This window comes from Streptococcus mitis (assembly GCA_001560895.1).
Lineage (GTDB): Bacteria > Bacillota > Bacilli > Lactobacillales > Streptococcaceae > Streptococcus > Streptococcus mitis_Q.
Window position 1 is genome coordinate 1187207 of record CP014326.1, and the last position, 23812, is coordinate 1211018.

Annotated in this window: 17 protein-coding genes; 4 read left to right on the forward strand and 13 right to left on the reverse strand. The window is 40.2% G+C overall.

Features of this window, described 5'->3' with window-relative positions:
• Positions 1–238: 238 nt before the first annotated feature.
• The 5 genes from AXK38_05740 to AXK38_05760 form a co-directional block, all read right to left on the reverse strand.
• Entirely contained in the window at positions 239–2518 is a 2280-nt protein-coding gene (locus tag AXK38_05740) for a pullulanase (GenBank protein AMH88771.1), read from the reverse strand.
• 118 nt (positions 2519–2636) lie between these two features.
• The gene (gene ligA, locus AXK38_05745) at positions 2637–4595 is read right to left on the reverse strand and encodes a DNA ligase (NAD(+)) LigA (GenBank protein ID AMH88772.1); all 1959 of its coding nucleotides are present in this window, start codon (positions 4593–4595) and stop codon (positions 2637–2639) included.
• A 92-nt stretch (positions 4596–4687) separates the two neighbouring features.
• Positions 4688–5866: an FMN adenylyltransferase gene (locus AXK38_05750; GenBank protein ID AMH88773.1), complete on the reverse strand. Its 1179-nt coding sequence runs from the start codon at positions 5864–5866 to the stop codon at positions 4688–4690.
• 79 nt (positions 5867–5945) lie between these two features.
• On the reverse strand, positions 5946–6809 hold the full coding sequence (locus tag AXK38_05755) for a MutR family transcriptional regulator (GenBank protein ID AMH88774.1): 864 nt from the start codon (positions 6807–6809) through the stop codon (positions 5946–5948).
• Between the two features lie 2 nt (positions 6810–6811).
• A complete protein-coding gene (locus tag AXK38_05760; GenBank protein AMH88775.1) occupies positions 6812–8713 on the reverse strand; it encodes a multidrug ABC transporter ATP-binding protein in 1902 nt (633 codons plus the stop codon).
• A 153-nt stretch (positions 8714–8866) separates the two neighbouring features.
• Between AXK38_05760 and AXK38_05765 the strand changes: the two genes are divergently transcribed.
• From AXK38_05765 to AXK38_05775, 3 genes are all read left to right on the forward strand, one after another.
• The gene (locus AXK38_05765; protein AMH88776.1) at positions 8867–10585 is read left to right on the forward strand and encodes a phosphoglucomutase; all 1719 of its coding nucleotides are present in this window, start codon (positions 8867–8869) and stop codon (positions 10583–10585) included.
• A gap of 110 nt (positions 10586–10695) precedes the next feature.
• Positions 10696–11043: a bacterocin transport accessory protein gene (locus tag AXK38_05770; GenBank protein ID AMH88777.1), complete on the forward strand. Its 348-nt coding sequence runs from the start codon at positions 10696–10698 to the stop codon at positions 11041–11043.
• Positions 11044–11181: 138 nt separating this feature from the next.
• Positions 11182–12438 carry a transposase gene (locus tag AXK38_05775; GenBank protein AMH89645.1) on the forward strand — a complete coding sequence of 419 codons (1257 nt, stop codon included), beginning with the start codon at positions 11182–11184 and terminating at the stop codon, positions 12436–12438.
• Positions 12439–12498: 60 nt separating this feature from the next.
• Here AXK38_05775 and AXK38_05780 read toward each other — a convergent pair whose 3' ends face one another.
• The 6 genes from AXK38_05780 to AXK38_05805 form a co-directional block, all read right to left on the reverse strand.
• Positions 12499–13308, reverse strand: coding sequence for a metallohydrolase (locus AXK38_05780; protein ID AMH88778.1), 810 nt, complete (start codon positions 13306–13308; stop codon positions 12499–12501).
• Between the two features lies 1 nt (position 13309).
• The gene (locus AXK38_05785) at positions 13310–14659 is read right to left on the reverse strand and encodes a PAS domain-containing sensor histidine kinase (GenBank protein ID AMH88779.1); all 1350 of its coding nucleotides are present in this window, start codon (positions 14657–14659) and stop codon (positions 13310–13312) included.
• The gene (locus tag AXK38_05790; GenBank protein AMH88780.1) at positions 14652–15359 is read right to left on the reverse strand and encodes a PhoP family transcriptional regulator; all 708 of its coding nucleotides are present in this window, start codon (positions 15357–15359) and stop codon (positions 14652–14654) included. Before AXK38_05790 ends, AXK38_05785 begins: the two co-directional genes overlap by 8 nt.
• Before the next feature lie 55 nt (positions 15360–15414).
• Positions 15415–16590, reverse strand: a complete 1176-nt coding sequence (locus AXK38_05795) for an A/G-specific adenine glycosylase (protein AMH88781.1) — start codon at positions 16588–16590, stop codon at positions 15415–15417.
• Positions 16591–16966: 376 nt separating this feature from the next.
• Positions 16967–17242 carry a DNA-binding protein gene (locus tag AXK38_05800; GenBank protein ID AMH88782.1) on the reverse strand — a complete coding sequence of 92 codons (276 nt, stop codon included), beginning with the start codon at positions 17240–17242 and terminating at the stop codon, positions 16967–16969.
• A 107-nt stretch (positions 17243–17349) separates the two neighbouring features.
• Positions 17350–18189, reverse strand: coding sequence for an EDD domain protein (locus AXK38_05805; GenBank protein AMH88783.1), 840 nt, complete (start codon positions 18187–18189; stop codon positions 17350–17352).
• Between the two features lie 141 nt (positions 18190–18330).
• On the opposite strand from AXK38_05805, the gene AXK38_05810 reads away from it, so the two are divergent.
• The gene (locus tag AXK38_05810) at positions 18331–19179 is read left to right on the forward strand and encodes a hypothetical protein (GenBank protein AMH88784.1); all 849 of its coding nucleotides are present in this window, start codon (positions 18331–18333) and stop codon (positions 19177–19179) included.
• An 87-nt stretch (positions 19180–19266) separates the two neighbouring features.
• On the opposite strand, the gene AXK38_05815 is transcribed toward AXK38_05810, so the two are convergent.
• Positions 19267–20184: a bifunctional riboflavin kinase/FMN adenylyltransferase gene (locus AXK38_05815; protein AMH88785.1), complete on the reverse strand. Its 918-nt coding sequence runs from the start codon at positions 20182–20184 to the stop codon at positions 19267–19269.
• A gap of 349 nt (positions 20185–20533) precedes the next feature.
• Positions 20534–23710, reverse strand: coding sequence for a carbamoyl phosphate synthase large subunit (locus tag AXK38_05820; GenBank protein ID AMH88786.1), 3177 nt, complete (start codon positions 23708–23710; stop codon positions 20534–20536).
• Positions 23711–23812 lie beyond the last annotated feature (102 nt).

Here is a 23812-nt window from a genome sequence, read left to right on the forward strand (position 1 = left end):
GGAATTTGCTAAAAATTCTTTTGAAAGTCTTCAACAAATTCACTTATGTGTTCACTTGTAAATCAAGAAATTTTCAAACAGATTATGAAAACCAATCATTTTATTTACAAGGATATCATAAAGTTCGTTATTTTTCTAATAAAAGTAGTATTTTTAGGTAAAAAACAAATCAGAAAACGAATTTCCTGATTTGTTTTTAAAATATTTATAAAAGAAATACCAAAAAATAAACTAACATTTATAGCACTTTAAAAATGCTAACACTGACACCACCAACTTTGTTTTCCTCATCAGAAGGACTATTGGTCACCAAGAGTTCTAAATTTCCTGCATTTTCAAACTGGAACGCATCTCCTTTTGCATTAAAGACGATCAATAGGTGTTCTTCCCCGTGGATTTCATATACAATCCAACCACTGTGCTCGTGAGCTGAATGAACAAAAACATGATGGTAAATCTCATCATAAGTAGGGTAAGAAAAGGCACTGGTTTCTGTCTTCAATAGAATAATTTGACGGATAAACTCAATACTACCTTGACGCTCATTGATCAAGTCCCAGTTCACTTGGTTCACACTGTCAGGAGCGTTATAGCTATTCATAGCACGCTCTCTATCATCATGAGTCAGCTCACCATTTTCACCTGTCGCAACAAGTTTGGTACGACCGAATTCTTGACCGATTTCCATAAAGGCCATCCCTTGCATGAGCAGATTCATGGCTGTGGCAGTTTCGACTTTACGCATGATTTGCTCTGAACTTTGGTCTGGATGAAGGGTTGCCAACAAATCGTGAAGATTGTAATTGTCATGGGCTTCTACATAGTTAAGCACTTGATTTGGATGTGTATAGGTTCCTAATTCACGACTACCAAGGATTGCTTTAGCAAGAATTGGCTCTGTCGCAGCACCACTGACAAAACCTGACTTGATAGTACCGTAAACTTCTCCACCTTTGACAGCATCACGCTGATTGTCATTAAAGAAACCAATATTTGGCATTTCGTAGGCGTTGTCTTTCTTGGCCTTATCATAAGGGGCAAGACCTGTTCCCATATCCCATCCTTCTCCATAGAGGATAATGTTAGGGTCAATTTCATCCAAACTCTGACGAATCATCTGCATAGTCTTGACATCATGAATCCCCATCAAGTCAAAACGGAAGCCGTCAATATTGTATTCTTGCACCCAGTATAGAAGAGAATCAATCATATACTTACGGAACATTTCATGTTCGCTGGCTGTTTCATTTCCAACACCCGTTCCATTCTGGAAGGTACCATCTGGATTCATACGATAATAGTAATCAGGGACAGTTGTTTGGAAAGGTGCATCAACAACTGAGAATGTATGGTTATAGACCACATCCATAATAACACCAATACCCGCATCATGGTAAGCTTGAACCATGGTCTTCAAATCACGAATAACCTGAGCTGGATCATCTGGGTTTGTTGAAAGGCTGGTTTCTGGTGCGTTATAGTTTTGTGGGTCATAACCCCAGTTGTAGGTTACATTCCCATCCGCATCATACTCTTTATGACGGTCTGCAATTGGTTGCAATTGAACATAATTATATCCTAGCTTCTTGATATAATCAAAACAAGTTGACTGGCCGTACTGGTTAACTGTCCCAGTCTGAGCCGCACCCAAGAAAGTTCCTCGAAGATGTTCATCTACACCTGAGCTCGGTGATTTGGTCAAATCACGAATGTGCATTTCACAGATGACTGCCTTACATGGATTTGTCAAACGCCAAGTAGCCTCTGAACCGTGCTTGACCTCGAAGTTTTCAACTTGCTTTTCTGCATGACTCAGAATAGCTGAACGTTTGCCATCAGGGCTGGTCGCGATGGTATAAGGATCGCGTGTCACCGTTTGGTGATGAGGGAATTGGACTTGATACTGATAAGCCTTACCAGTCAAATCTTCCTCAACATCCAAATTCCAAACACCGATTGTATTGTCTTTATGGTTATAAGAGTAGCTATTGCCTCTCTCCATATCAAAAGTTTTCCAAACAGGTGCATCATTAGTAGCTGATTCATAAACAATAACCTGCACTTCTGTCGCTGTTGGAGCCCAGAGGGCGAAATGAGCCTGATTGTTCTCTACACGGCACCCCAATTCCCCTTGGTAGCCCCAGTGGTGGTCAAAACTAGCACTGTTAATGGCCTTATCAAAGGCAAAAGGATTTTGATTTTTATAGAAAGGACTAGCAATAGCAGGATTTTCAGAGTAATAAATTCTATCATCCCCTTCCAAAATCCAGACCTCTGTTAAAAGAGGATAGTAATTAAAACGGATAGCATACTCTTTACTGGTTTGGCCCGTGTGAACTACAAAATTCAAACTTTCTAAGGCATAAGAACTTGGGTGTTCAAAGTTAAATAAGGCACCAAAATAATCTTCTTTGTAGGTCAGTAAATCAATTCGTTGATCCTGACTTTTTACAAAAGAGCAGGTATCGTATTCACCATTCTTGCGATGGTAATGAATGCGCATAGGGTAGTTATACATTGTTTTTATTTTTCCTTTTTACTTCTTGATTTGTTTCTATTTCACTAATAAATTCTTGACCGATTTTGTCCCGATTAACAAACTAGTTTACTGTCTAAACTCTGGTTTTAAACTATCATTACAGACTTTCTAACCAAGCTTCATCTCGAACTTCAATTCCAAGTTCCTGTGCTTTTTGAAGTTTACTTCCAGCATCTGCACCAGCAACGACAAGGTCGGTCTTTTTAGAAACACTGCCTGTTACCTTGGCACCCAGACTTTCGAGTTTGCTTTTAGCTTCTGAGCGCTTGAGACGTTCCAATTTTCCTGTCAATACAACGGTCAAACCTGACAAGGCTGCATCCGCAACTACTGTCTGTCCTTTATAGTCCAGATTAACCCCGGCTTCTTTCAATTCTCTGAGGAGAATCTCAGAGCCCTCTGTCGCAAAATAAGTCTGAAGACTCTTGGCAATCACACCACCCAAACTTTCAATACTAGCCACTTCCTCTGGATCTGCCTGAGCCAGATTTTCAATTGAGTGGAAATGTTGAAGTAAGAGCTGACTGGCTTTGCTGCCGACATGGCGAATTCCAAAACCAAACAAGAGTTTCTCGGCAGAATTTTCCTTAGATGCTTGGATGGCCTGATACAGTTTACCAGCTGACTTTTCCTTGACACCATCTAAAAGGAGAAAATCATCTTCTTTCAAGCGATAAATGTCCGCCACATCCTTAACCAGATTGGCAGCAAAAAGCTTTTCAACTACTGATGGACCAAGACCTGTAATATTCATGGCATCTCGAGAGGCAAAGTGAATCAAACCTTCCATGATTTGGGCAGGGCAACGTGGATTGATACAACGGAGGGCCACTTCATCTTCAAAGTGCAACAAGTCAGAATCACAACTTGGGCAGTTTTTTGGGATATCTAGTTTTTCTTCAGAAATCCGTTTGGACTCTACCACACGCAAGACTGCAGGGATGATATCTCCAGCCTTATAGACGATAACCGTATCGTCTTTGCGGATATCTTTTTCAGCAATATAATCTACATTGTGCAGAGTCGCACGACTAACTGTTGTCCCAGCAAGCTGAACGGGAGTCAGATTGGCAGTTGGAGTCACAACACCCGTTCGGCCAACTGTCCAGTCAACTGACAGGAGCTGAGCTTCTTTTTCCTCAGCAGGAAACTTGTAGGCTACAGCCCACTTTGGAGCCTTAACGGTAAAGCCAAGTTCTTCTTGACCTGCTAGGTCATTTACCTTGATCACCACCCCATCGATATCATAAGGCAGGTTTTCCCGTTCCTGTCCTACTTCTTGGATAAAATTCCAGATTTCATCTATGGTTTCAGCCAAGATTCGCTTAGGATTAACCACAAAACCTAGTTGTTCAAGGTGCTTCAACACTTTTTCTTGGCTGTCACGAGTTGAAGGACTGGCTTCTTGATATAAGAAAGTCGCAAGATTACGCTTGGCTACTACTGCTGTATCCAGCTGACGTAGTGTTCCTGCTGCCGCATTACGAGGATTGGCAAATTCAGGCTCTCCATTTTCTTGGCGAGTTTGATTAACCTGGTCAAAAGAAGCGCGTGGCATATAACATTCCCCACGAACCGTGATATCTAGTTCTTCTGGTAAAGTCAATGGAATGTCCTTAACACGCTTAAGATTTTCTGTGATATTCTCCCCAATAGAACCATCTCCACGTGTTGCCCCAGCAACCAAAATCCCCTTTTCATAAGTTAGTGAGATAGATAAGCCATCGATTTTCAGCTCACAAATATAGGTTGGATGAGCTAGTTCCTTACGAACACGCGCATCAAAAGCATCAAGCTCCTCACGTGAAAAAGCATCCTGCAAACTATAAAGAGGATACTGATGACTGTATTTTTCAAAACCATCTAAAACCTTGCCACCAACACGATGGGTCGGACTATCTGCTAATACTTTATGTGGATAGGCAGTTTCTAACTCAACCAACTCACGGTAAAGGCGGTCATACTCACTGTCTGAAACCGATGGTTTATCGCTGGTATAGTACTCAGTCGCATATCGATTGAGCAAGGCGACTAACTCATTCATTCTTTTATTCATAAGACCATTTTACCATAAACTAAGCCCTCCTCACAAACGAGAAGGGCGGAAAAAACATTTAGATTGGAATTATTTTTAAAACTCAAATAGACTTATATTTCTTTTTTAAAATGAGTTCGAACATAAATAAACGATATACAAGACAAGATGATAACACCACTCCCAATTATCAGGAAAGAAGAGAGATGGACACTTGGCAGGACTGTCATAAATCCTTTTGCAATAGGCATAAATAGAATAGCCAAGGTAAAAATTGTACTTAGTACTCTCCCAAGAAATTCGCTCTCCACCTTGGTTTGTACTTGAGTAAAAAAGTGAATATTAAAAATCGTCATAAACAATTCACAAACTAAATTTCCAGAAAAGGAAAGCAAATTTGGAAGTGGTAATCCCATTATAAAAACTCCGACACCTGTCAAAGCCAGTAAAATCAAAAGATTATAAACATTAGCTTTAATTTTACTAGCTAAAAGAGCCCCAATGATGGAACCAATAGCCCCCATAGTTAAAATACTTGCATAGGCTCCTTCTATCCCGTAAAGCTGATTTGAAAAGGGGAGTAGAAATTCAAAAGCTGCAAAAAAGAAATTAACGCTGGAAGCTACCAGCAAAAGGAAGAAAATTTCTTGCTGATGCCAGATATAGTGTAACCCATCCTTGATATCTACAAAAATATCTCTCCCAGTAAAAGCTTTTTTCTCTTGAACTTTTGCTTCCTCTTTTGGAAGGAAAGCAACTAGAACAAAAGCAATGAAAAAAGTCAGCGAGTCTAGCAGTAGCGTCATATGGAGACTTGCAAATTGTAAAACAAGGAAGGAAAGAACAGGAGAACTAACACCTACAACCTGCAAAACTAGTTCTAAGCGAGAGTTATAGATCACAATCTCATCTTTCTCCACCACTTCAGTTATAATAGCTTTATTGGCTGTACGAGAAAAGGCAAAAGCAATAGCCTGCACAATATTAGCAACAATCAAAGCCCCAATCATCCAACTGTCATTCCTTATGAACGAAATAGCCAGACAAAGAATCCCACAAACAAGGTCTGTCACCATTAAAATCTTACGACGAGAAAATCGGTCTGATATAACTCCACCAAAAGGATTTACGAGAATAGATGTGACGAGTTCAGAAATCTGATACATTCCTAAAACTGTCTGTCCGATAGTTCCCATGGAAGCCAACCAAACACTATTTCCATAATCATAGAGCATATTTCCTATCTTGTTAACAGCTCCACGACTAATCAACTGTACTGCATAGCGATTCATATAAAAACTCCTCTCAAATTTTGAAACTATTGTATCAAAACCGAAAGGAGCTTTTTTCTTTTTCCCTTATTTGGGAAAATTAATCTTTGACAAATTTTTCGTAGTGTTCTTGATAGTAGGCTACTTGCTCTGGGAGACCTAGCACGTCAAAAATATGCATGGCCTCTTGCATTTGCTTACAACCTTCTTTACACTGTCCTTTTTGGTACAAGGCAAAGCCTTTTAGGTAATGTAAAATATTTCGTTCATAAAGACTAATGTTTTTACCAATGATCTTCTCTGTATAAGTCTCAAAATAGCTTGCATTGTCAAAAGAAAGATGCTCTAAACAATGCTGGTAACAATTGAGGGCCAAAATCAACACCAATCTCTTATGGCGCCCAATTTCTTGGTAAAACTCCTCCCTCTCCATAACTTCTCTACCAATCCGAGTGACATAGTCCACATCGTAGAAACTATAGAGGTTCCCGAAAAGAATCAACTCATACATGGTCCATTCTTCTGTTTTGAAAAGATAATCTGCTACCTTATCCAAATCATCCTGCTTCATATCATAACTCGCATCTCTTTGACAAATCAGACCCTGTAACAAAATCCAGTTCAGCTCAAAATAAAGGGGATTTGTCGAACTCTTAGCCTTTTCAAGTTGTTCTCTTTGAAGCTTTTGAAAACCTGCAATATCATTTGAGTAGTAAAGTGGCACAATTTGTCCCATCATGGCAACATGTTCATGATTATGAAAATTCCTTGCCTTATCCATGAAATTTTCAATCGTTACATGAATGTTATCCAAAATCTCAAAGAAACGCGAGACTGCCAGGTCAGACTCCCCAAGCTCAAAGCGAGATAACTGAGAGGTTGAGCAGGACTCGCCTGCAGCCTCTTTTAAGGAATAATTTCCACTTGTCCGAAATTCACGAAATACTTTTCCAAGATGTTCCATCTTTACACCTGCTCTGATAATTCTTCCCACTCAAGCATAGCTTCTTCCTGACGGTGGATGATTTTGTCCAGTTCAGCCTGCAATTCCATCAGTTTTTCGGCATCGTTTGTTTCCAACATTTGTTCAGAAATGGCTTGGCTTTGACTTTCTAACTCTTCGATTTCAGCTTCTAGACTTTCAATTTGTCGCATAAGTTTACGAACCTCTTTTTGACTTTCTTTCTGAGCTTGATAATCATTAACTGGGCTCGGTTCTTTTGCTTGATTGCTGGTTGAAGCTTCCTCAGCCTGAGTCATTTCTACTTCTGCTTTCTTCTCAACATAGTAGTCATAATCTCCCAGGTAAAGAGTCGAACCATTCTCAGACAATTCCAGTACATGAGTTGCCACACGATTGATAAAGTAACGGTCGTGGCTGACGAATAGAAGAGTTCCATCGAAGTCAATCAAGGCATTTTCCAACACTTCCTTGCTATCAATATCCAAGTGGTTGGTTGGTTCGTCAAGAATCAGGAAGTTGTTGTTTTCCATAGACAATTTAGCCAAAAGCAAACGAGCTTTCTCGCCACCAGACAGCATGCCTACTGATTTTTTAACATCATCTCCTGAGAAAAGGAAGGCACCTAGACGGTTACGAATTTCAACTTCCGGTGTCAGTTTAAAATCATTCCAAAGTTCATCAAGTACCGTATTACTTGGTGTTAGCTTACTTTGGGTTTGGTCATAGTAACCAACCTCAACATTGGCACCAAAGCGTTTTTCTCCCTTGATAAAAGGAATCTGCTCCACGATAGATTTGATAAAGGTTGACTTTCCAATACCATTTGGACCAACAATAGCGACAGCATTCATCTTACGAAGGTCTAGATTGATAGGCTCTGACAATATTTCCCCATCATAGCCAATAGCCACGTTTTCAACAGTCAGAACAACATTGCCCGACGTTTTTTCAGACTGGAAGGTCATATTGGCTGATTTCTTACCAGCTTCAGGTTTGTCCAAACGCTCCATTTTTTCCAATTGTTTACGGCGAGATTGGGCACGTTTGGTCGTTGAAGCTCGGACTAGATTGCGGTTGACAAAATCTTCCAGAGCAGCGATTTCCTTCTGTTGCTTTTCATAGTTTTTTGCTTCAGTAGCTAGTTTTTGCTCCTTCAACTCAACAAAACGAGAGTAATTCCCCACATAGCGATCCAAGGAATGCTTGGTCAAATCCAGCGTAATCGTTGCAACCTTGTCCAAGAAATAACGGTCGTGGCTGACAATAATGAGGGCACCGCTATAGTTTACCAAGTAATTCTCTAGCCAGGCAATGGTTTCAATATCCAAGTGGTTGGTTGGCTCGTCCAAGACCAAGAGGTTTGGCTTTTCAAGGAGCATTTTGGCCAGCGCCAAACGAGTATTTTGACCACCAGAAAGCTCGGCAATTTTCATCTGCCACATAGACTCGTCAAACTTGAATCCATTTAAAATCGCTCGAATATCAGCTTCATAGGTAAAGCCGCCTGCTTGGCGAAAATTTTCAGATAAACGGTCGTAATCTGACATCAGTTTATCCAAATCCTCACCAGATTTTTCACCCATCTCCAACTCCATCTGACGAAGTTGTTTCTCAGTTTGACGCAGGTCATCAAAGACATGAAGCATCTCATCGTAGATGGTATTTTCAGACTCAAAACGGCTATCTTGAGCTAGGTAAGACATAGAAATATCCTTTTTCTTATTGATTTCTCCACTAGTTGGCTCCTCTTCTCCAACCAAAATCTTCAAAAGAGTAGACTTACCTGCTCCATTTTTCCCAACAAGAGCAATCCTGTCTCGTTCATCAACCTGCAGGTTGATATTATCAAAAAGAACCTCTCCAGCAAAAGATCGTTCAATTTTATTAGCTTGTAAAATAATCATACAAGTAGTATAGCATGTTTCTCTAAGGCATTCAAGACTTGATAAACAGGCATATGTCACTACTTTTCTGAAAATTATGCTACCATTTTACTAAAATACTAAAAAGTGCTATAATGTGAACGGTTAAAACAATTTACAAAAAGGAGAATTTTAATGTCTTACCAAAAAAATTACCAGAAATGGGTTGATTTTGCGGAACTTCCTGACTACCTTCGTCAAGATTTGGAAAATATGGACGAAAAAACTAAGGAAGATGCCTTCTATACAAATCTTGAATTTGGTACTGCAGGGATGCGTGGCTTGATTGGTGCTGGTACAAACCGCATCAACATCTACGTTGTTCGCCAAGCTACTGAAGGATTGGCTCGTTTGATTGAATCAAAAGGTGGAAATGAAAAAGAACGTGGTGTCGCAATCGCCTACGATAGCCGTCACTTCTCACCTGAGTTCGCCTTTGAATCTGCGGCAGTTCTTGCTAAACACGGTATCAAATCTTATGTATTTGAAAGCCTTCGTCCAACTCCAGAACTATCATTTGCAGTTCGTCACCTCAACTGTTTCGCTGGTATCATGGTCACAGCCAGCCACAACCCTGCACCATTTAACGGTTACAAGGTTTACGGTGAAGACGGTGGACAAATGCCTCCACACGATGCGGACGCGTTGACTACTTATATCCGTGCTATCGAAAACCCATTTGCAGTTGAAGTTGCTGATGTGGAAGCTGAAAAAGCTTCTGGCTTGATTGAAGTTATCGGCGAAGCTGTCGATGTAGAATACCTCAAAGAAGTCAAAGATGTAAACATCAACCCAGCCTTGATTGAAGAATTCGGTAAAGACATGAAAATTGTCTACACACCACTTCATGGTACTGGTGAAATGTTGGCTCGTCGTGCTCTTGCCCAAGCAGGATTTGACTCTGTTCAAGTCGTTGAAGCGCAAGCAACTGCTGACCCAGACTTCTCAACTGTAAAATCTCCAAACCCAGAAAGCCAAGCAGCCTTTGCACTTGCTGAAGAACTTGGTCGTCAAGTTGGTGCAGATGTTCTTGTCGCAACTGACCCTGATGCTGACCGTGTTGGTGTTGAAGTTCTTCAAAAAGATGGTAGCTACCTCAACCTTTCAGGTAACCAAATCGGTGCTATCATGGCTAAATACATCTTGGAAGCCCACAAAAACGCTGGAACTCTTCCTGAAAATGCAGCCCTATGTAAATCTATCGTATCAACTGACTTGGTAACGAAGATTGCTGAAAGCTACGGCGCAACTATGTTCAACGTTTTGACAGGTTTCAAATTCATCGCTGAAAAAATTCAAGAATTCGAAGAAAAACACAACCACACTTACATGATGGGATTTGAAGAAAGCTTCGGTTACTTGATTAAACCATTCGTACGTGATAAAGATGCTATCCAAGCTGTTCTAGTCGTTGCTGAACTTGCTGCCTACTACCGTTCACGTGGTTTGACCCTTGCTGACGGTATCGAAGAAATCTACAAAGAGTATGGCTACTACGCAGAAAAGACTATCTCTGTAACTCTTTCTGGTGTCGATGGTGCTGAACAAATCAAAGCAATTATGGCTAAATTCCGCAACAATGCTCCAAAAGAATGGAACACAACAGCTATCACTGTCGTAGAGGACTTCAAGGCTCAAACTGCTACTACTGCTGACGGAACTGTTACAAACTTGACAACTCCTCCAAGCGATGTGTTGAAATACACGCTTGCTGATGGTTCATGGATTGCCGTTCGCCCTTCAGGTACAGAACCAAAAATCAAGTTCTACATTGCAGTTGTAGGTGAAACCAACGAAGAATCACAAGCTAAGATTGCTAATATCGAAGCAGAAATCAATGCTTTTGTAAAATAAGGTCCTATAAAAGATGAGACAAACCAATCTCATCTTTTTTCGTATCAAATCTAAGCAATTTTAGAAACTTTATGGCATACTAGACTTATCAACGAAAGCGAGGTAATCTCATGGAACAATTTTTAGATAATATCAAAGACCTTGAAGTCACTACAGTTGCGCGTGCGCAAGAAGCTCTTGATAAAAAAGAAACTGCAACCTTCTTTATCGGTCGTAAAACTTGCCCTTACTGCCGTAAATTTGCTGGTACATTGGCAGGTGTCGTAGCTGAAACCAAAGCCCACATCTACTTCATCAATAGTGAAGAACCAAGCCAACTCAATGAGTTGCAAGAATTCCGCTCACGCTACGGAATCCCAACTGTACCAGGCTTTGTTCACATCGCAGATGGACAAATCAATGTCCGTTGCGACTCGTCAATGTCAGCACAAGAAATCAAAGAATTTGCAGGATTGTAAAAGATATAAAAAAGAGGCTCTATAATATTTGTAGTGGGTAAATCCCCTATGGATATTATGGAGCCTATTTTGTTGTAGAAAAAAAGTCCCATAAGATCTATAATGAAAAGCAACCAAACCATCATTAGAAAGAATCCTATGGAACAATTACATTTTATCACAAAATTACTAGACATTAAAGACCCAAATATCCAAATTATGGATGTCATTAATAGGAATACCCACAAGGAAATCATCGCTAAACTGGACTACGACGCTCCATCTTGTCCTGAGTGTGGAAGTCAAATGAAGAAATATGACTTCCAAAAACCGTCTAAGGTTCCTTACCTTGAAACGACTGGTATGCCTACTAGAATTCTCCTTAGAAAACGTCGATTCAAGTGCTATCATTGCTCGAAAATGATGGTAGCTGAGACTTCTCTCGTCAAGAAGAATCACCAAATCCCTCGTATCATCAACCAAAAGATTGCCCAGAAGCTAATTGAGAAGACTTCTATGACCGATATTGCCCGTCAGCTGTCTATTTCAACTTCAACTGTTATTCGCAAGCTCAATGACTTCTGTTTTAAGTCTGATTTTTCTTACCTCCCTGAGATTATGTCCTGGGACGAATATGCCTTCACTAAGGGAAAGATGAGTTTCATTGCTCAAGATTTTGATAAGCTCAATATTATCACTGTTCTTGAGGGTAGAACACAAACTATCATAAGAAATCATTTTCTGCGCTACAATCGCTCTGTTCGTTGTCAGGTGAAAATCATTACTATGGATATGTTTAGTCCTTACTATGACTTGGCTAAACATCTTTTTCCGTATGCCAAAATCGTTCTAGATCGCTTCCACATTGTACAACATCTTAGCCGTGCTATGAGTCGTGTTCGTGTCCAAATCATGAAGCAATTTGAGCGAAAATCTCATGAATATAAGGCTATCAAGCGCTACTGGAAACTCATTCAACAGGATAGCCGTAAACTGAGTGATAAGCGATTTTATCGCCCTACTTTTCGCATGCACTTAACCAATAAAGAGATTATTGACAAGCTTTTGAGCTATTCAGAAGACTTGAAACACCACTATCATCTCTATCAACTCTTGCTTTTTCACTTTCAGAATAAGGAACCGGAGAAATTTTTCGGACTCATTGAGGAAAATCTAAAGAAAGTTCATCCTCTTTTTAAGACTGTCTTTAAAACCTTTCTAAAGGACAAAGAGAAAATCGTCAATGCCCTTCAGTTACCCTATTCTAATGCCAAATTAGAAGCAACCAATAATCTCATCAAACTTATCAAACGCAATGCCTTTGGTTTTCGGAACTTTGAAAACTTCAAAAAACGGATTTTTATCGCTCTGAATATCAAAAAAGAAAGGACGAAATTTGTCCTTTCTCGAGCTTAGCTTTTCTTCAACCCACTACAGTTGACAAAGAGCCAAAAAAGAAGGCACTCGCCTTCTTTTTTATATCTCTGTTAATGGTGTTGCGGTATCTGGTGAGGTATCATAAACCTTAAAGTCTACTCCAACTCCCAGATCAGCTTGTGCTAGCTGGTTGACCATGGTCATGTGAGCTAGCTCCTTGATATTATTCTCCTTGGACAAATGTCCTAGGTAGATTTTCTTAGTGCGATTTCCTAGCGTCCTAATCATAGCTTCAGCACCATCTTCATTAGAAAGGTGACCAAGATCCGATAGGATTCGTTGTTTGAGTCGCCAAGCGTAAGAACCTGCTCGCAAAATCTCTACATCGTGATTGGACTCAATGAGATAGCCATCCGCATTTTCGACAATTCCTGCCATACGGTCGCTAACATAACCTGTATCAGTCAGCATGACAAAACTCTTATCATCCTTCATAAAGCGATAGAACTGCGGTGCGACTGCATCATGACTTACACCAAAACTCTCAATATCAATATCTCCAAAAGTTTTGGTTTTTCCCATCTCAAAGATGTGCTTTTGCGAAGAATCCACCTTGCCAAGATATTTACTATTTTCCATAGCTTGCCAAGTTTTTTCATTGGCATACAAATCCATACCATACTTGCGAGCTAAAACACCTACTCCATGAATATGGTCAGAATGCTCATGGGTAATCAATATGGCATCTAGGTCTTCTGGTTTGCGGTTAATTTCAGCAAGTAGGCTGGTAATCTTTTTACCAGATAAGCCTGCATCCACTAAAAACTTCTTTTTTGGGGTTTCCAGATAAAAAGAATTTCCACTGGAACCCGACGCTAAAATACTGTATTTAAAGCCTGTTTCACTCATTCTAGTCCTCTACTTCATCCTCCCATACTTCTTCTTTCACTGCATCCTTATCATAAGGGAGCACAATGGTGAAGGTTGATCCCTTACCGTATTCACTCTTGGCCCAAATAAAGCCCTTATGTTGTTTAATAATTTCTTTGGCAATAGCCAGCCCCAGACCCGTACCACCTTGGGCACGACTTCTAGCACGGTCAACGCGATAGAAACGGTCAAAGATACGAGGTAAATCCTGCTTAGGAATACCCAAGCCTTGGTCTGAGATCGATAAAATCATCTGATCATCAGTTGTCTTCATGGTCACTGTGATTTTCCCACCATCTGGAGAATACTTGATGGCATTGTTGAGAATATTATCAATCACCTGCGTCATCTTATCTGTATCAATCTCAATCCAGACTGAAGTAATGGGGTAATCTCTGACTAATTCATATTTTTTCTCTTCATCTGGTCCCCTCATCTTATCAAAACGGTTGAGAATAAAGGTAATAAATGCAGTAAAATTAATCAATTCCACATCCAGGTGGCTGGTTGCATTATCAATTCGTGAAAGATGAAGAAGGTCTGTCACCATCCTCATCATACGGTTGGTTTCGTCTAGAGACACCTTGATAAAGTCTGGTGCAACAGGTTCTGACAAGGCTCCCTCATCCAAGGCTTCAAGATAGGATTTTACACTAGTCAGCGGCGTCCTTAACTCATGACTAACGTTAGAAACAAAGAGTCTCCGTTCCCGTTCTTCCTTCTCCTGCTCTGTCGTATCGTGTAAAACAGCAACCAAACCAGAAATAAAGCCAGACTCTCTACGGATTAAGGCAAAGCGTACACGAAGGCTCAGATACTCACCATTATCATCCTGAGAATCAATGATGAGCTCAGGAATTTGGGTAATCAAATCACGAAGTTCATACTCACCTTCAATCTTAAGCAACTCTAGAATACTTTTGTTGAGAACATCTTCTTTCTGAACACCTAACTGTTTCTTAGCCGTGTCATTAATCATGGTAATCTTCCCACGACGATTAGTCGCAAGAACTCCATCCGTCATGTAAGAGAGGATACTGTGTAACCGTTTACTCTCTTGTTCCAGATTTTCTTGAGTCAAGCGAATTACTTCTGATAAATCATTGAGATTATTGGTAATATTAGTGATTTCAGAGCTTCCCTGCATATCCAATACCTGAGAATAATCTCCTGCAATCAGGTCTTTTACCTTTTGATTGATTTGCTTCAATCGAATATTATCCCGACGATTTTCTAGTAAAAGCAAGGTCACGACTAAAATAAAGCCAAGTAAAATAAGGATAAAGATAAAATCACTGGTTAAAACTGTGTCTTTAATTAGTTTAATCATTATTTCGCATATAATAACCAACACCGCGGCGTGTTAGGATATACTCAGGACGACTTGGTGTGTCTTCAATCTTTTCACGCAAACGTCTGATAGTTACATCAACTGTTCGAACATCTCCAAAATAATCATAACCCCAGACCGTTTCAAGCAAGTGTTCACGCGTAATGACTTGACCGATATGAGAAGCCAAGTGATACAAAAGCTCAAATTCACGGTGAGTTAAGTCTAGTTCTTCACCATATTTTTTAGCCACGTAGGCATCTGGCACAATCTCCAAGTCCCCAATTTGCAAGGGTTGAGTTTTCTTTTCATCAGACTCTTGATTATCTACAGAAGTCAAATCTGTACGACGAAGAAGGGCTTTGACACGCGCCTGAAGCTCACGATTTGAGAAGGGTTTGGTTACATAGTCGTCCGCCCCAAGCTCTAAACCGATAACCTTATCAAATTCGCTATCCTTAGCTGAAAGCATGATAATAGGCACACTACTTGTCTTGCGAATAGTCTTCGCAACTTCTAAACCATCGATTTCTGGAAGCATCAAATCCAGAATAATAATATCTGGCTGCTCTGCTTCAAATTGTTCTAGTGCTTCACGACCATTAAAAGCAGTTACAACCTCGTAACCTTCCTTAGTCATATTAAACTTGATAATATCCGAGATTGGTTTTTCATCATCTACAATTAATATTTTTTTCATTTGTTCACCTTTTTCTCTACTATTATACCAAAAAAATAACAAGACGACACAATAGCTAGTCTTTGCTCCTGTCTAAGTTGGCTTGTGCATAAGCCTGCCAGATTTTTTGTTGGGGTTTGGCAAGTGGGTAATTCTTAAACTCTTCTGGTGAAAGCCAGCGAACTTCCCTATCTGAAAAATTATGGAAATCACTCACCTGACCTGCTACAATTTGAACATGCCATTTACGATGGCTAAAGACATGCTTGACAGTCTCAAAATAACTATCAAGCCAATCAACATCTAGGTCATAGTCCTGCTGGAAACTCTCTTCTGGACTGGGTCCAAAATTCACACTTTCTTCTGCAACCTGATGGAAGAGGTCAAACTGCTCTTCTTGCGAAAACTCATCTACTTCTATCAAGGGGAAATGCCAAAAACCTACCAATAACTTTTCACTTTCATTTTTTTCAAGTAAAAATTGCCCCTGAGCATTTTTCACAACTAGTGCTTTTAGATAAATGGGAACTGGCTTTTTCTTGGGAGCCTTGATTGGATAACGGTCCATTGTGCCATTCTGATATGCCGCACTAAAGTCCTTCACTGGACTGTCTTCTGGCCTAGGATTTACAGGAGCCTCAATATCTGAGCCCAAGTCCATCAAAGCTTGATTAAAGTCACCTGGCCGTTCTGGGTCAATCAAGATTTCCATCATTGCCTGAAAAATTTTGCGATTACTTGGAATGCCAATATCGTGGTTAACTTCAAATAGACGCGCCAAAACCCGCATGACATTACCATCGACCGCCGGCTCAGGCAAGTTAAAAGCAATACTGGAAATCGCTCCTGCAGTATAAGGTCCAATTCCTTTCAAGCTGGAAATTCCTTCATAGTCATTTGGAAATTGACCACCAAAATCAGTCATAATCTGCTGGGCTGCAGCCTGCATGTTGCGTACTCGAGAATAATATCCCAGTCCCTCCCAAGCCTTCAACAAACGCTCTTCAGGCGCAGCTGCCAAACTTTCCACTGTTGGAAACCAGTCCAAGAATCGTTCGTAGTATGGGATAACTGTATCCACCCTGGTCTGCTGGAGCATGATTTCAGATACCCAGATATGATAAGGATTTTTACTTCTACGCCAAGGTAAATCTCGTTTGTTTTCATCATACCAAGCGAGAAGTTTCTCACGGAAAGAACTAATCTTCTCCTCCGGCCACATGACGATACCGTATTCTTTCAAATCTAACATATCTCTAGTATAACACAGAAGATTTCACCTGTCTTTGTATCTGATTTATAATATTTTTAATAGATAGTATATAAGCTTTCTATCTACTTAAATATTTGACATGACTTCAACTGAAAATCAATAAAGTATCGGAGAATGTGATCATCCACTTTCAAGCTTTGATTGTAAAACAAACAAGCTAGAGATATAGGCTTATTTAAAATAGTTGATAATCCTACTAATCAACAATAAAAACTCATCACTCTCAGAAAATAACGAAAATACTGGTTGACATCATCCTAAAACAAGTGAAAAAATAGTGTTTTGCCCCAAAACCAAAAGAAAAGCCTGTCACACAAGCTCAAATGCTTGATATGATAGGCTTTTCAAAGGCTGATTATTTAACAGCGTCTTTAAGAGCTTTACCAGCTTTGAATGCTGGAACTTTAGAAGCTGCAATTGTGATTTCTTTACCAGTTTGTGGGTTGCGACCTTTACGTGCAGCACGCTCACGAACTTCAAAGTTACCAAAACCGATCAATTGAACTTTTTCACCAGCTGCAAGGTAATCAGTTACTGCTGCGAATACAGCTTCAACTGCTGCTGCTGAGTCTTTCTTAGTCAATTCTGTAGCTTCTGCTACTTTAGCGATCAAATCTTGTTTGTTTGCCATGTTAATGATTCCTCCAAATTAATTTCTAATTAACAAATATAATCATATCCTAAAATCCCTTATAGGTCAAGTTAAAAACGCTGTTTATTTGCATTTTCTTTATTTTTTTAGGAATGGTAACGTACCAAAATAGCCCACGCATTCTCGCCTGTATGAGTCTGAATAATAGAACCTGTTTCTAAAACAGAAATTGGTTTTTCAACATAGGCTTGTAAACTTTCTTTCATCTCTTTTGCCCAGTCAGCATTACCAGAATATGAAATTCCAATCTCTGCTACAGAACGTTCAGAGAGAGATGTTGTCAACTCATCTAACCATTTTTTAAAGGTTTTAGCTCCACGACCTTTAACAATTGGCTGTAATTCATGGTCTTTCATTTGCATGACAACACGGATATTGAGAAGGGAGCTCAACAATCCAGTTACACGGCCAATTCGTCCACCTTTTACTAGGTTTTCTAGAGTAGAAACACCAATATAGAGCTCCGTATGATTTTTTACCTCTTCAACGTGAGATAAAATTTCCGCCATATCTTTGCCTTCTTGTGCTAATTTCGCAGCCTCAACAACTTGGAATTTCAAGGCTTGGTCAGTGAAGGAACTATCGATAACTGTCACATCGGCAGTAGACAGGCTGGCACCTTGACGCGCTGCTTCTACAGTCCCTGAAAGAGCATGGGACATATGAATAGCAAGAATCTGGCTACCATCCTTGCATAGGTCTTCAAATACTTCAGCAAAGACACCTACAGGTGGTTGACTTGTTTTCGGAAGATTCTTACTTGCTTGCATCAACTGAAGAAATTTACCCTCTTCTTTCAAATCAGCATCCGAATAAACAACATTATCAATCATTACAGATAATGGAACAATTGTAATATCTAATTGTTTTACGAGTTCTGGTTCAATAGTAACAGATGAATCAGTTACAATCTTAATTTTTGTCATAGTATCAATCTTTCTATTTTAGGATTCAGATTGGTTTTCTTACTTCTAATTATATCAAAAAAAGATTAAAAATCCTAATGGAGTCAATCAAATTTTCCGTAAAAATTTGATATAATCAACTTATAAGAAAAGAGGTGTCCTATGATTAAAAAAATTTACCCCATTTTAACCATTTTACTAGGTGCTGCTATTTATGCTTTTGGCCTGACTTATTTTGTAGTTCCCCATCATCTCTTTGAAGGAGGGGCGACAGGTATTACCCTCATCACCTTTTATCTCTTTAAAATCCCTGTTTCTCTTATGAATTTACTGATTAATATTCCCCTTTTTATCCTAGCTTGGAAAATATTTGGAGCAAAATCCCTCTATTCTAGTTTGCTCGGAACCTTAGCCTTGTCCGCCTGGTTGGCCTTTTTTGAGCGTATTCCCCTTCATATCGATCTTCAAGGTGATTTACTGATTACTGCACTTATAGCGGGAATTCTATTGGGAATTGGCCTTGGAATTATCTTTAATGCTGGTGGTACAACTGGCGGAACTGATATTCTAGCTCGTATTATCAACAAATACACTCATATATCCATGGGGAAACTGCTCTTTATCTTAGATTTTTGTATTCTTATGCACATTCTCCTGATCTTCAAGGATTTGAGATTGGTTTCCTACACGCTTTTGTTTGATTTTATTGTTTCTCGTGTCATTGATTTGATTGGTGAAGGAGGATATGCTGGCAAAGGATTCATGATTATCACAAAACGTCCTGACCAGCTTGCTAAGGCAATCAATGATGACCTAGGAAGAGGTGTTACTTTTATTTCCGGTCAAGGCTACTATAGTCAAAAAGATTTGAAGATTATCTACTGTATTGTCGGCAGAAATGAGATTGTGAAAATGAAGGAAATGATTCATCGAATTGATCCTCAAGCCTTTATAACTATTACAGAAGCCCATGAAATCCTAGGAGAAGGATTCACCTTTGAAAAAGAATAAAAAGAGGTAGTGTAGTGACCTCAAAAGTTAGACTAAATCATCTATCTTTTGGATTACAAACAACCTCTTTTTTAATTACTCAAACTCTTAAGACCAATTCCGAGCTACTTCTTCATCAGTCTTTAACTGATCCACTAATTGGTCAACTGAGTCAAATTTGGTCATATCTCGAATGCGATCAAGCCAATAAACCATGACAGTTTCCCCATAAATATCTTGATTAAAATCAAAAATATTGACTTCAAAACGTGCTTCTTCTCCATCAAAGGTCACATTTTTCCCGACACTAGCCATAGCACGATACTTCTGTCTTTGAATCTCAACATCAACAACATAAACGCCATCTGCTGGCATATAAGTGCGGTCTAAAAGCACCAAATTAGCTGTTGGATAACCAATCGTACGACCACGAGCATTACCATGGACAACCATACCTCTTGATGGAAGCGGTGCCCCCAAAAGTTCTCCTGCTTCTTTCACATTTCCATCTACAATAGCTTGACGGATACGAGTTGAACTGATTTTTCCTTTCTCATCTTCCACAGGTGGAACAATGATAACTTCTCCATCAAAGTAATCCTTTAAATCTTCTGCTGTTTTTTTGTCAGAACCAAATGTATAATCAAAACCTGCAACAATAATTTTGGCATTCATAGCCTTGATATAAGTTGCAAAAAATTCTTCTGCCGTGAGACTAGCGAATCGGCTACTAAAATCAAGGAGATATAATTCTTCTACACCTTCGCGTTTTAATTTTCTTTCACGTTCAGCAGGGTTCAAAATATGTAAAAACAGATCCGGATGATAAGGCTCTAAAGCAATCTTTGGAGATTCATTAAAGGTCATAACGACGATAGGCAATAAATCCTTTCTCGCAGCCTTATTGGCAACACGAAACAATTCTTGATGCCCTTTATGTATACCATCAAAATAGCCGAGAACCACGACTGAATCAGATGGTGTGCCAATATCTTTTTGGTTTTTTATAGGAATAGTAATAATCATAAGATAATTATATCATAGCGATAGCTATTTCTGAACCAGAAAATCTGAAATGTCGTTTTTTTAACCTGAAGTGTAGCATTTTTACAAAAGTAAGTATCCTGCAACAAAAATGAGTGATGGATTATGGAATTAAAATTAATTTCTATAGTATCTTGAAACTGGAACAGTACACTATGGCTGCTAAAAAATTTTAGAAATTCATTTGGCCTTCCTGATCGTTTTGTTCATATTTTATTTCAATCTATTATAACATTTTTTAGAAAGCAAAGCGTATTATCCCAACTTCAATCCACTATAAAAGCCAGCGATTTCTGAGGCTGGCTTTTTAACTATGAAAATTCTTTCTCAACTAGATTGCTTCTGTGACAAAACTACGGCTTTCAAGTACCTTAAGCATGGCATTAGCTGTATCTAGGGCTGTGAAGAGTGGTACACCATGTTCAATGGCTGAACGACGAATTTGCTCACCATCTTCATCAGCAGTACGTTTGGTTCCAACTGTGTTAATGATAGCTTGGATTCTTCCTTTGCGAACAAAGCTTGGGATATCCTGATCATCATCACCTATCTTACCAACAGGTTGTGCTTGCAGGCCATGACTAGCAAAGAAGGTTGCTGTCCCTTCTGTCGCGAGGATTCCATAACCAATATTTTGGAAACGACGAGCCAAGTCCAAGGCTTCTTCTTTGGCATCATCAGCGATGGTAAATACAACGTTACCAAAAGTTGGCAAGTGTAAGTAAGAAGCTTCAAAAGCTTTATAGAGAGCTTTTTCTAGAGTCGTATCAGAGCCCATAACTTCACCTGTTGACTTCATTTCAGGACCGAGCAAGCTGTCTACCTTAGCTAGTTTCGTAAAGGAGAAGACAGGCGCCTTGATATGAACGCGAGTACTTTCAGGATAAAGTCCATCTTGGTAGCCAAGTTCTTCAAGTCTTTGCCCAAGAATGAGCTTGGTCGCTACTTGAGCCATAGGAATATTGGTCACCTTAGAAAGGAATGGAACCGTACGGCTAGCACGTGGATTGACCTCAATAACATAGACTTTTTCATCCTTGATGACAAACTGGATGTTCATCATTCCAAGGCAGTTGAGGCCGATTGCTAGGCGTTTGGTGTAGTCTGCGATGGTTTCTTGCACCTTTTGCGACAAGGTTTGTGGAGGATAAACGGCCATTGAGTCACCTGAGTGAACACCGGCACGTTCGATATGCTCCATGATACCAGGGATGAGAACATTTTCTCCATCTGAGATAGCATCAACTTCACACTCTTGCCCAACGATGTAAGAGTCAACAAGAACTGGGTGATCTGGACTAGCCTTAACAGCTGTACGCATGTAAGAGCGAAGGTCTTCCTCGTTTTCTACGATTTCCATGGCACGTCCACCCAAAACATACGAAGGACGAACGAGGACTGGGAAACCAATCTTGCGAGCTGCAAGCACTGCTTCTTCTTCATTGGTAGCCGTTTGTCCTGGTGGCTGTGGAATATCTAAGTCTTTGAGAGCTTGCTCAAAGAGGTCACGGTCTTCAGCTCGGTCTAAGTCAGCAACCTGTGTACCAAGGATGGTCACACCTGCTTTTGCCAATGGCTCCGCAAGGTTGATGGCTGTTTGACCACCGAACTGAACGATAACACCTTTTGGTTGCTCCAAGTCAATGACGTTCATGACATCTTCGAATGTCAATGGCTCAAAGTAAAGCTTGTCAGACACAGAGAAGTCTGTAGAAACGGTCTCTGGGTTTGAGTTCATGATGATAGCTTCGTAGCCAGCCGCCTGTATAGCCTTAACAGAGTGAACGGTTGCGTAGTCAAACTCAACCCCTTGACCGATACGGATTGGACCTGAACCTAGGACAAGTACAGATTCCTTATCAGACTTGATAGACTCATTTTCCCAGCCATAGGTTGAATAGAAATATGGTGTTTCAGAGTCGAACTCTGCCGCACAAGTATCAACCATCTTGTAAACTGGGACAATCTTATTTTCCAAACGAAGTTGGCGAACTTGGTCTGCTGTCGTTTCCCAAAGTTCCGCAATCTTACGGTCTGAGAAACCATTGAGTTTGGCAGTTTTCAAAACTTCTAGATCTTGTGGATGGGCACCTAACTCCTGCTCGATTTCAAAGATATGCAAGAGTTTATCAAGGTAAAAGATATCAATTTTTGTAAGCTCAGCGATTTCTTCTGGTGTGTAACCACGGCGAATTGCTTCTGACACATAGAAGAGACGATCATCTTGGGCCTTGACAACCTTTTCAATCAAGGAATCATCAGAAACTGCTGCAAGTTCAGGTATTTCATTGTGGTGCACACCAATTTCAAGGGAACGACAAGCTTTAAGAAGTGACTCTTCGATGTTACGACCTATCGCCATGACTTCTCCAGTCGCCTTCATCTGAGTACCCAGGCGGCGCTCACCCTTTTCAAACTTGTCAAATGGGAAACGTGGAATCTTGGCAACGACGTAGTCGAGGGCTGGCTCAAACATGGCATAGGTTGAACCTGTAACTGGGTTGATAACCTCATCCAAGGTCAAACCGACGGCAATCTTAGCAGCTAACTTAGCAATCGGATAACCTGTCGCCTTAGATGCCAGGGCTGACGAACGTGATACACGAGGGTTTACTTCGATGACATAGTACTTGAAGCTGTGGGGATCAAGCGCAAGCTGAACGTTACATCCGCCTTCAATCTTGAGAGCGCGGATAATGCTCAAACTAGCATCACGAAGCATTTGGTTTTCATAGTCGGACATGGTTTGCGCAGGGGCAAATACGATAGAATCTCCTGTGTGAATTCCAACTGGGTCAAAGTTTTCCATGTTACAAACAACCAAAGCATTGTCAGCTGAGTCACGCATCACTTCGTATTCGATTTCCTTGAAGCCAGCAATGGAACGTTCAATCAAACATTGGGTAACAGGTGACAATTTCAACCCATTTTCAGCGATTTCACGCAATTCTTCCTCGTTAGCACACATACCACCACCAGTCCCACCAAGGGTAAAGGCTGGACGAACGATGACTGGGTAACCAATAGTTGCTGCAAAGGCAACAGCTTCTTCAACCGTGTTGACAATTTCTGATTCTGGAATTGGTTGCTTGAGTTCTTCCATCAATTGTTTAAAGAGATCGCGGTCCTCCGCTTGGTCAATGGCAGATAATTTAGTCCCCAGAAGTTCGACACCAAGCTCATCAAGAATACCATTTTTAGACAATTCCATGGCCATATTGAGCCCTGTTTGCCCACCAAGAGTTGGAAGCAAGGCATCTGGACGTTCCTTACGAAGAATACGTGTCACAAACTCAAGTGTAATTGGTTCGATGTAAACCTTGTCTGCAATCTCCTTGTCCGTCATGATGGTGGCAGGGTTTGAGTTAACTAAGACAACCTCATAACCTTCCTCTTTCAACGACAAGCAGGCTTGGGTCCCAGCGTAGTCAAACTCAGCAGCCTGACCAATAATAATCGGACCAGAACCAATCACCATAATTTTTTGAATATCAGTACGTTTAGGCATAGTTTATGATACAAAGCCCGTAAAGAACACAGTGAAAATAGGAAACTCGGTGCCAACGCCTTCAGCGTCAAGACGATGTTTATCTTTTTCACACAGTTCTTA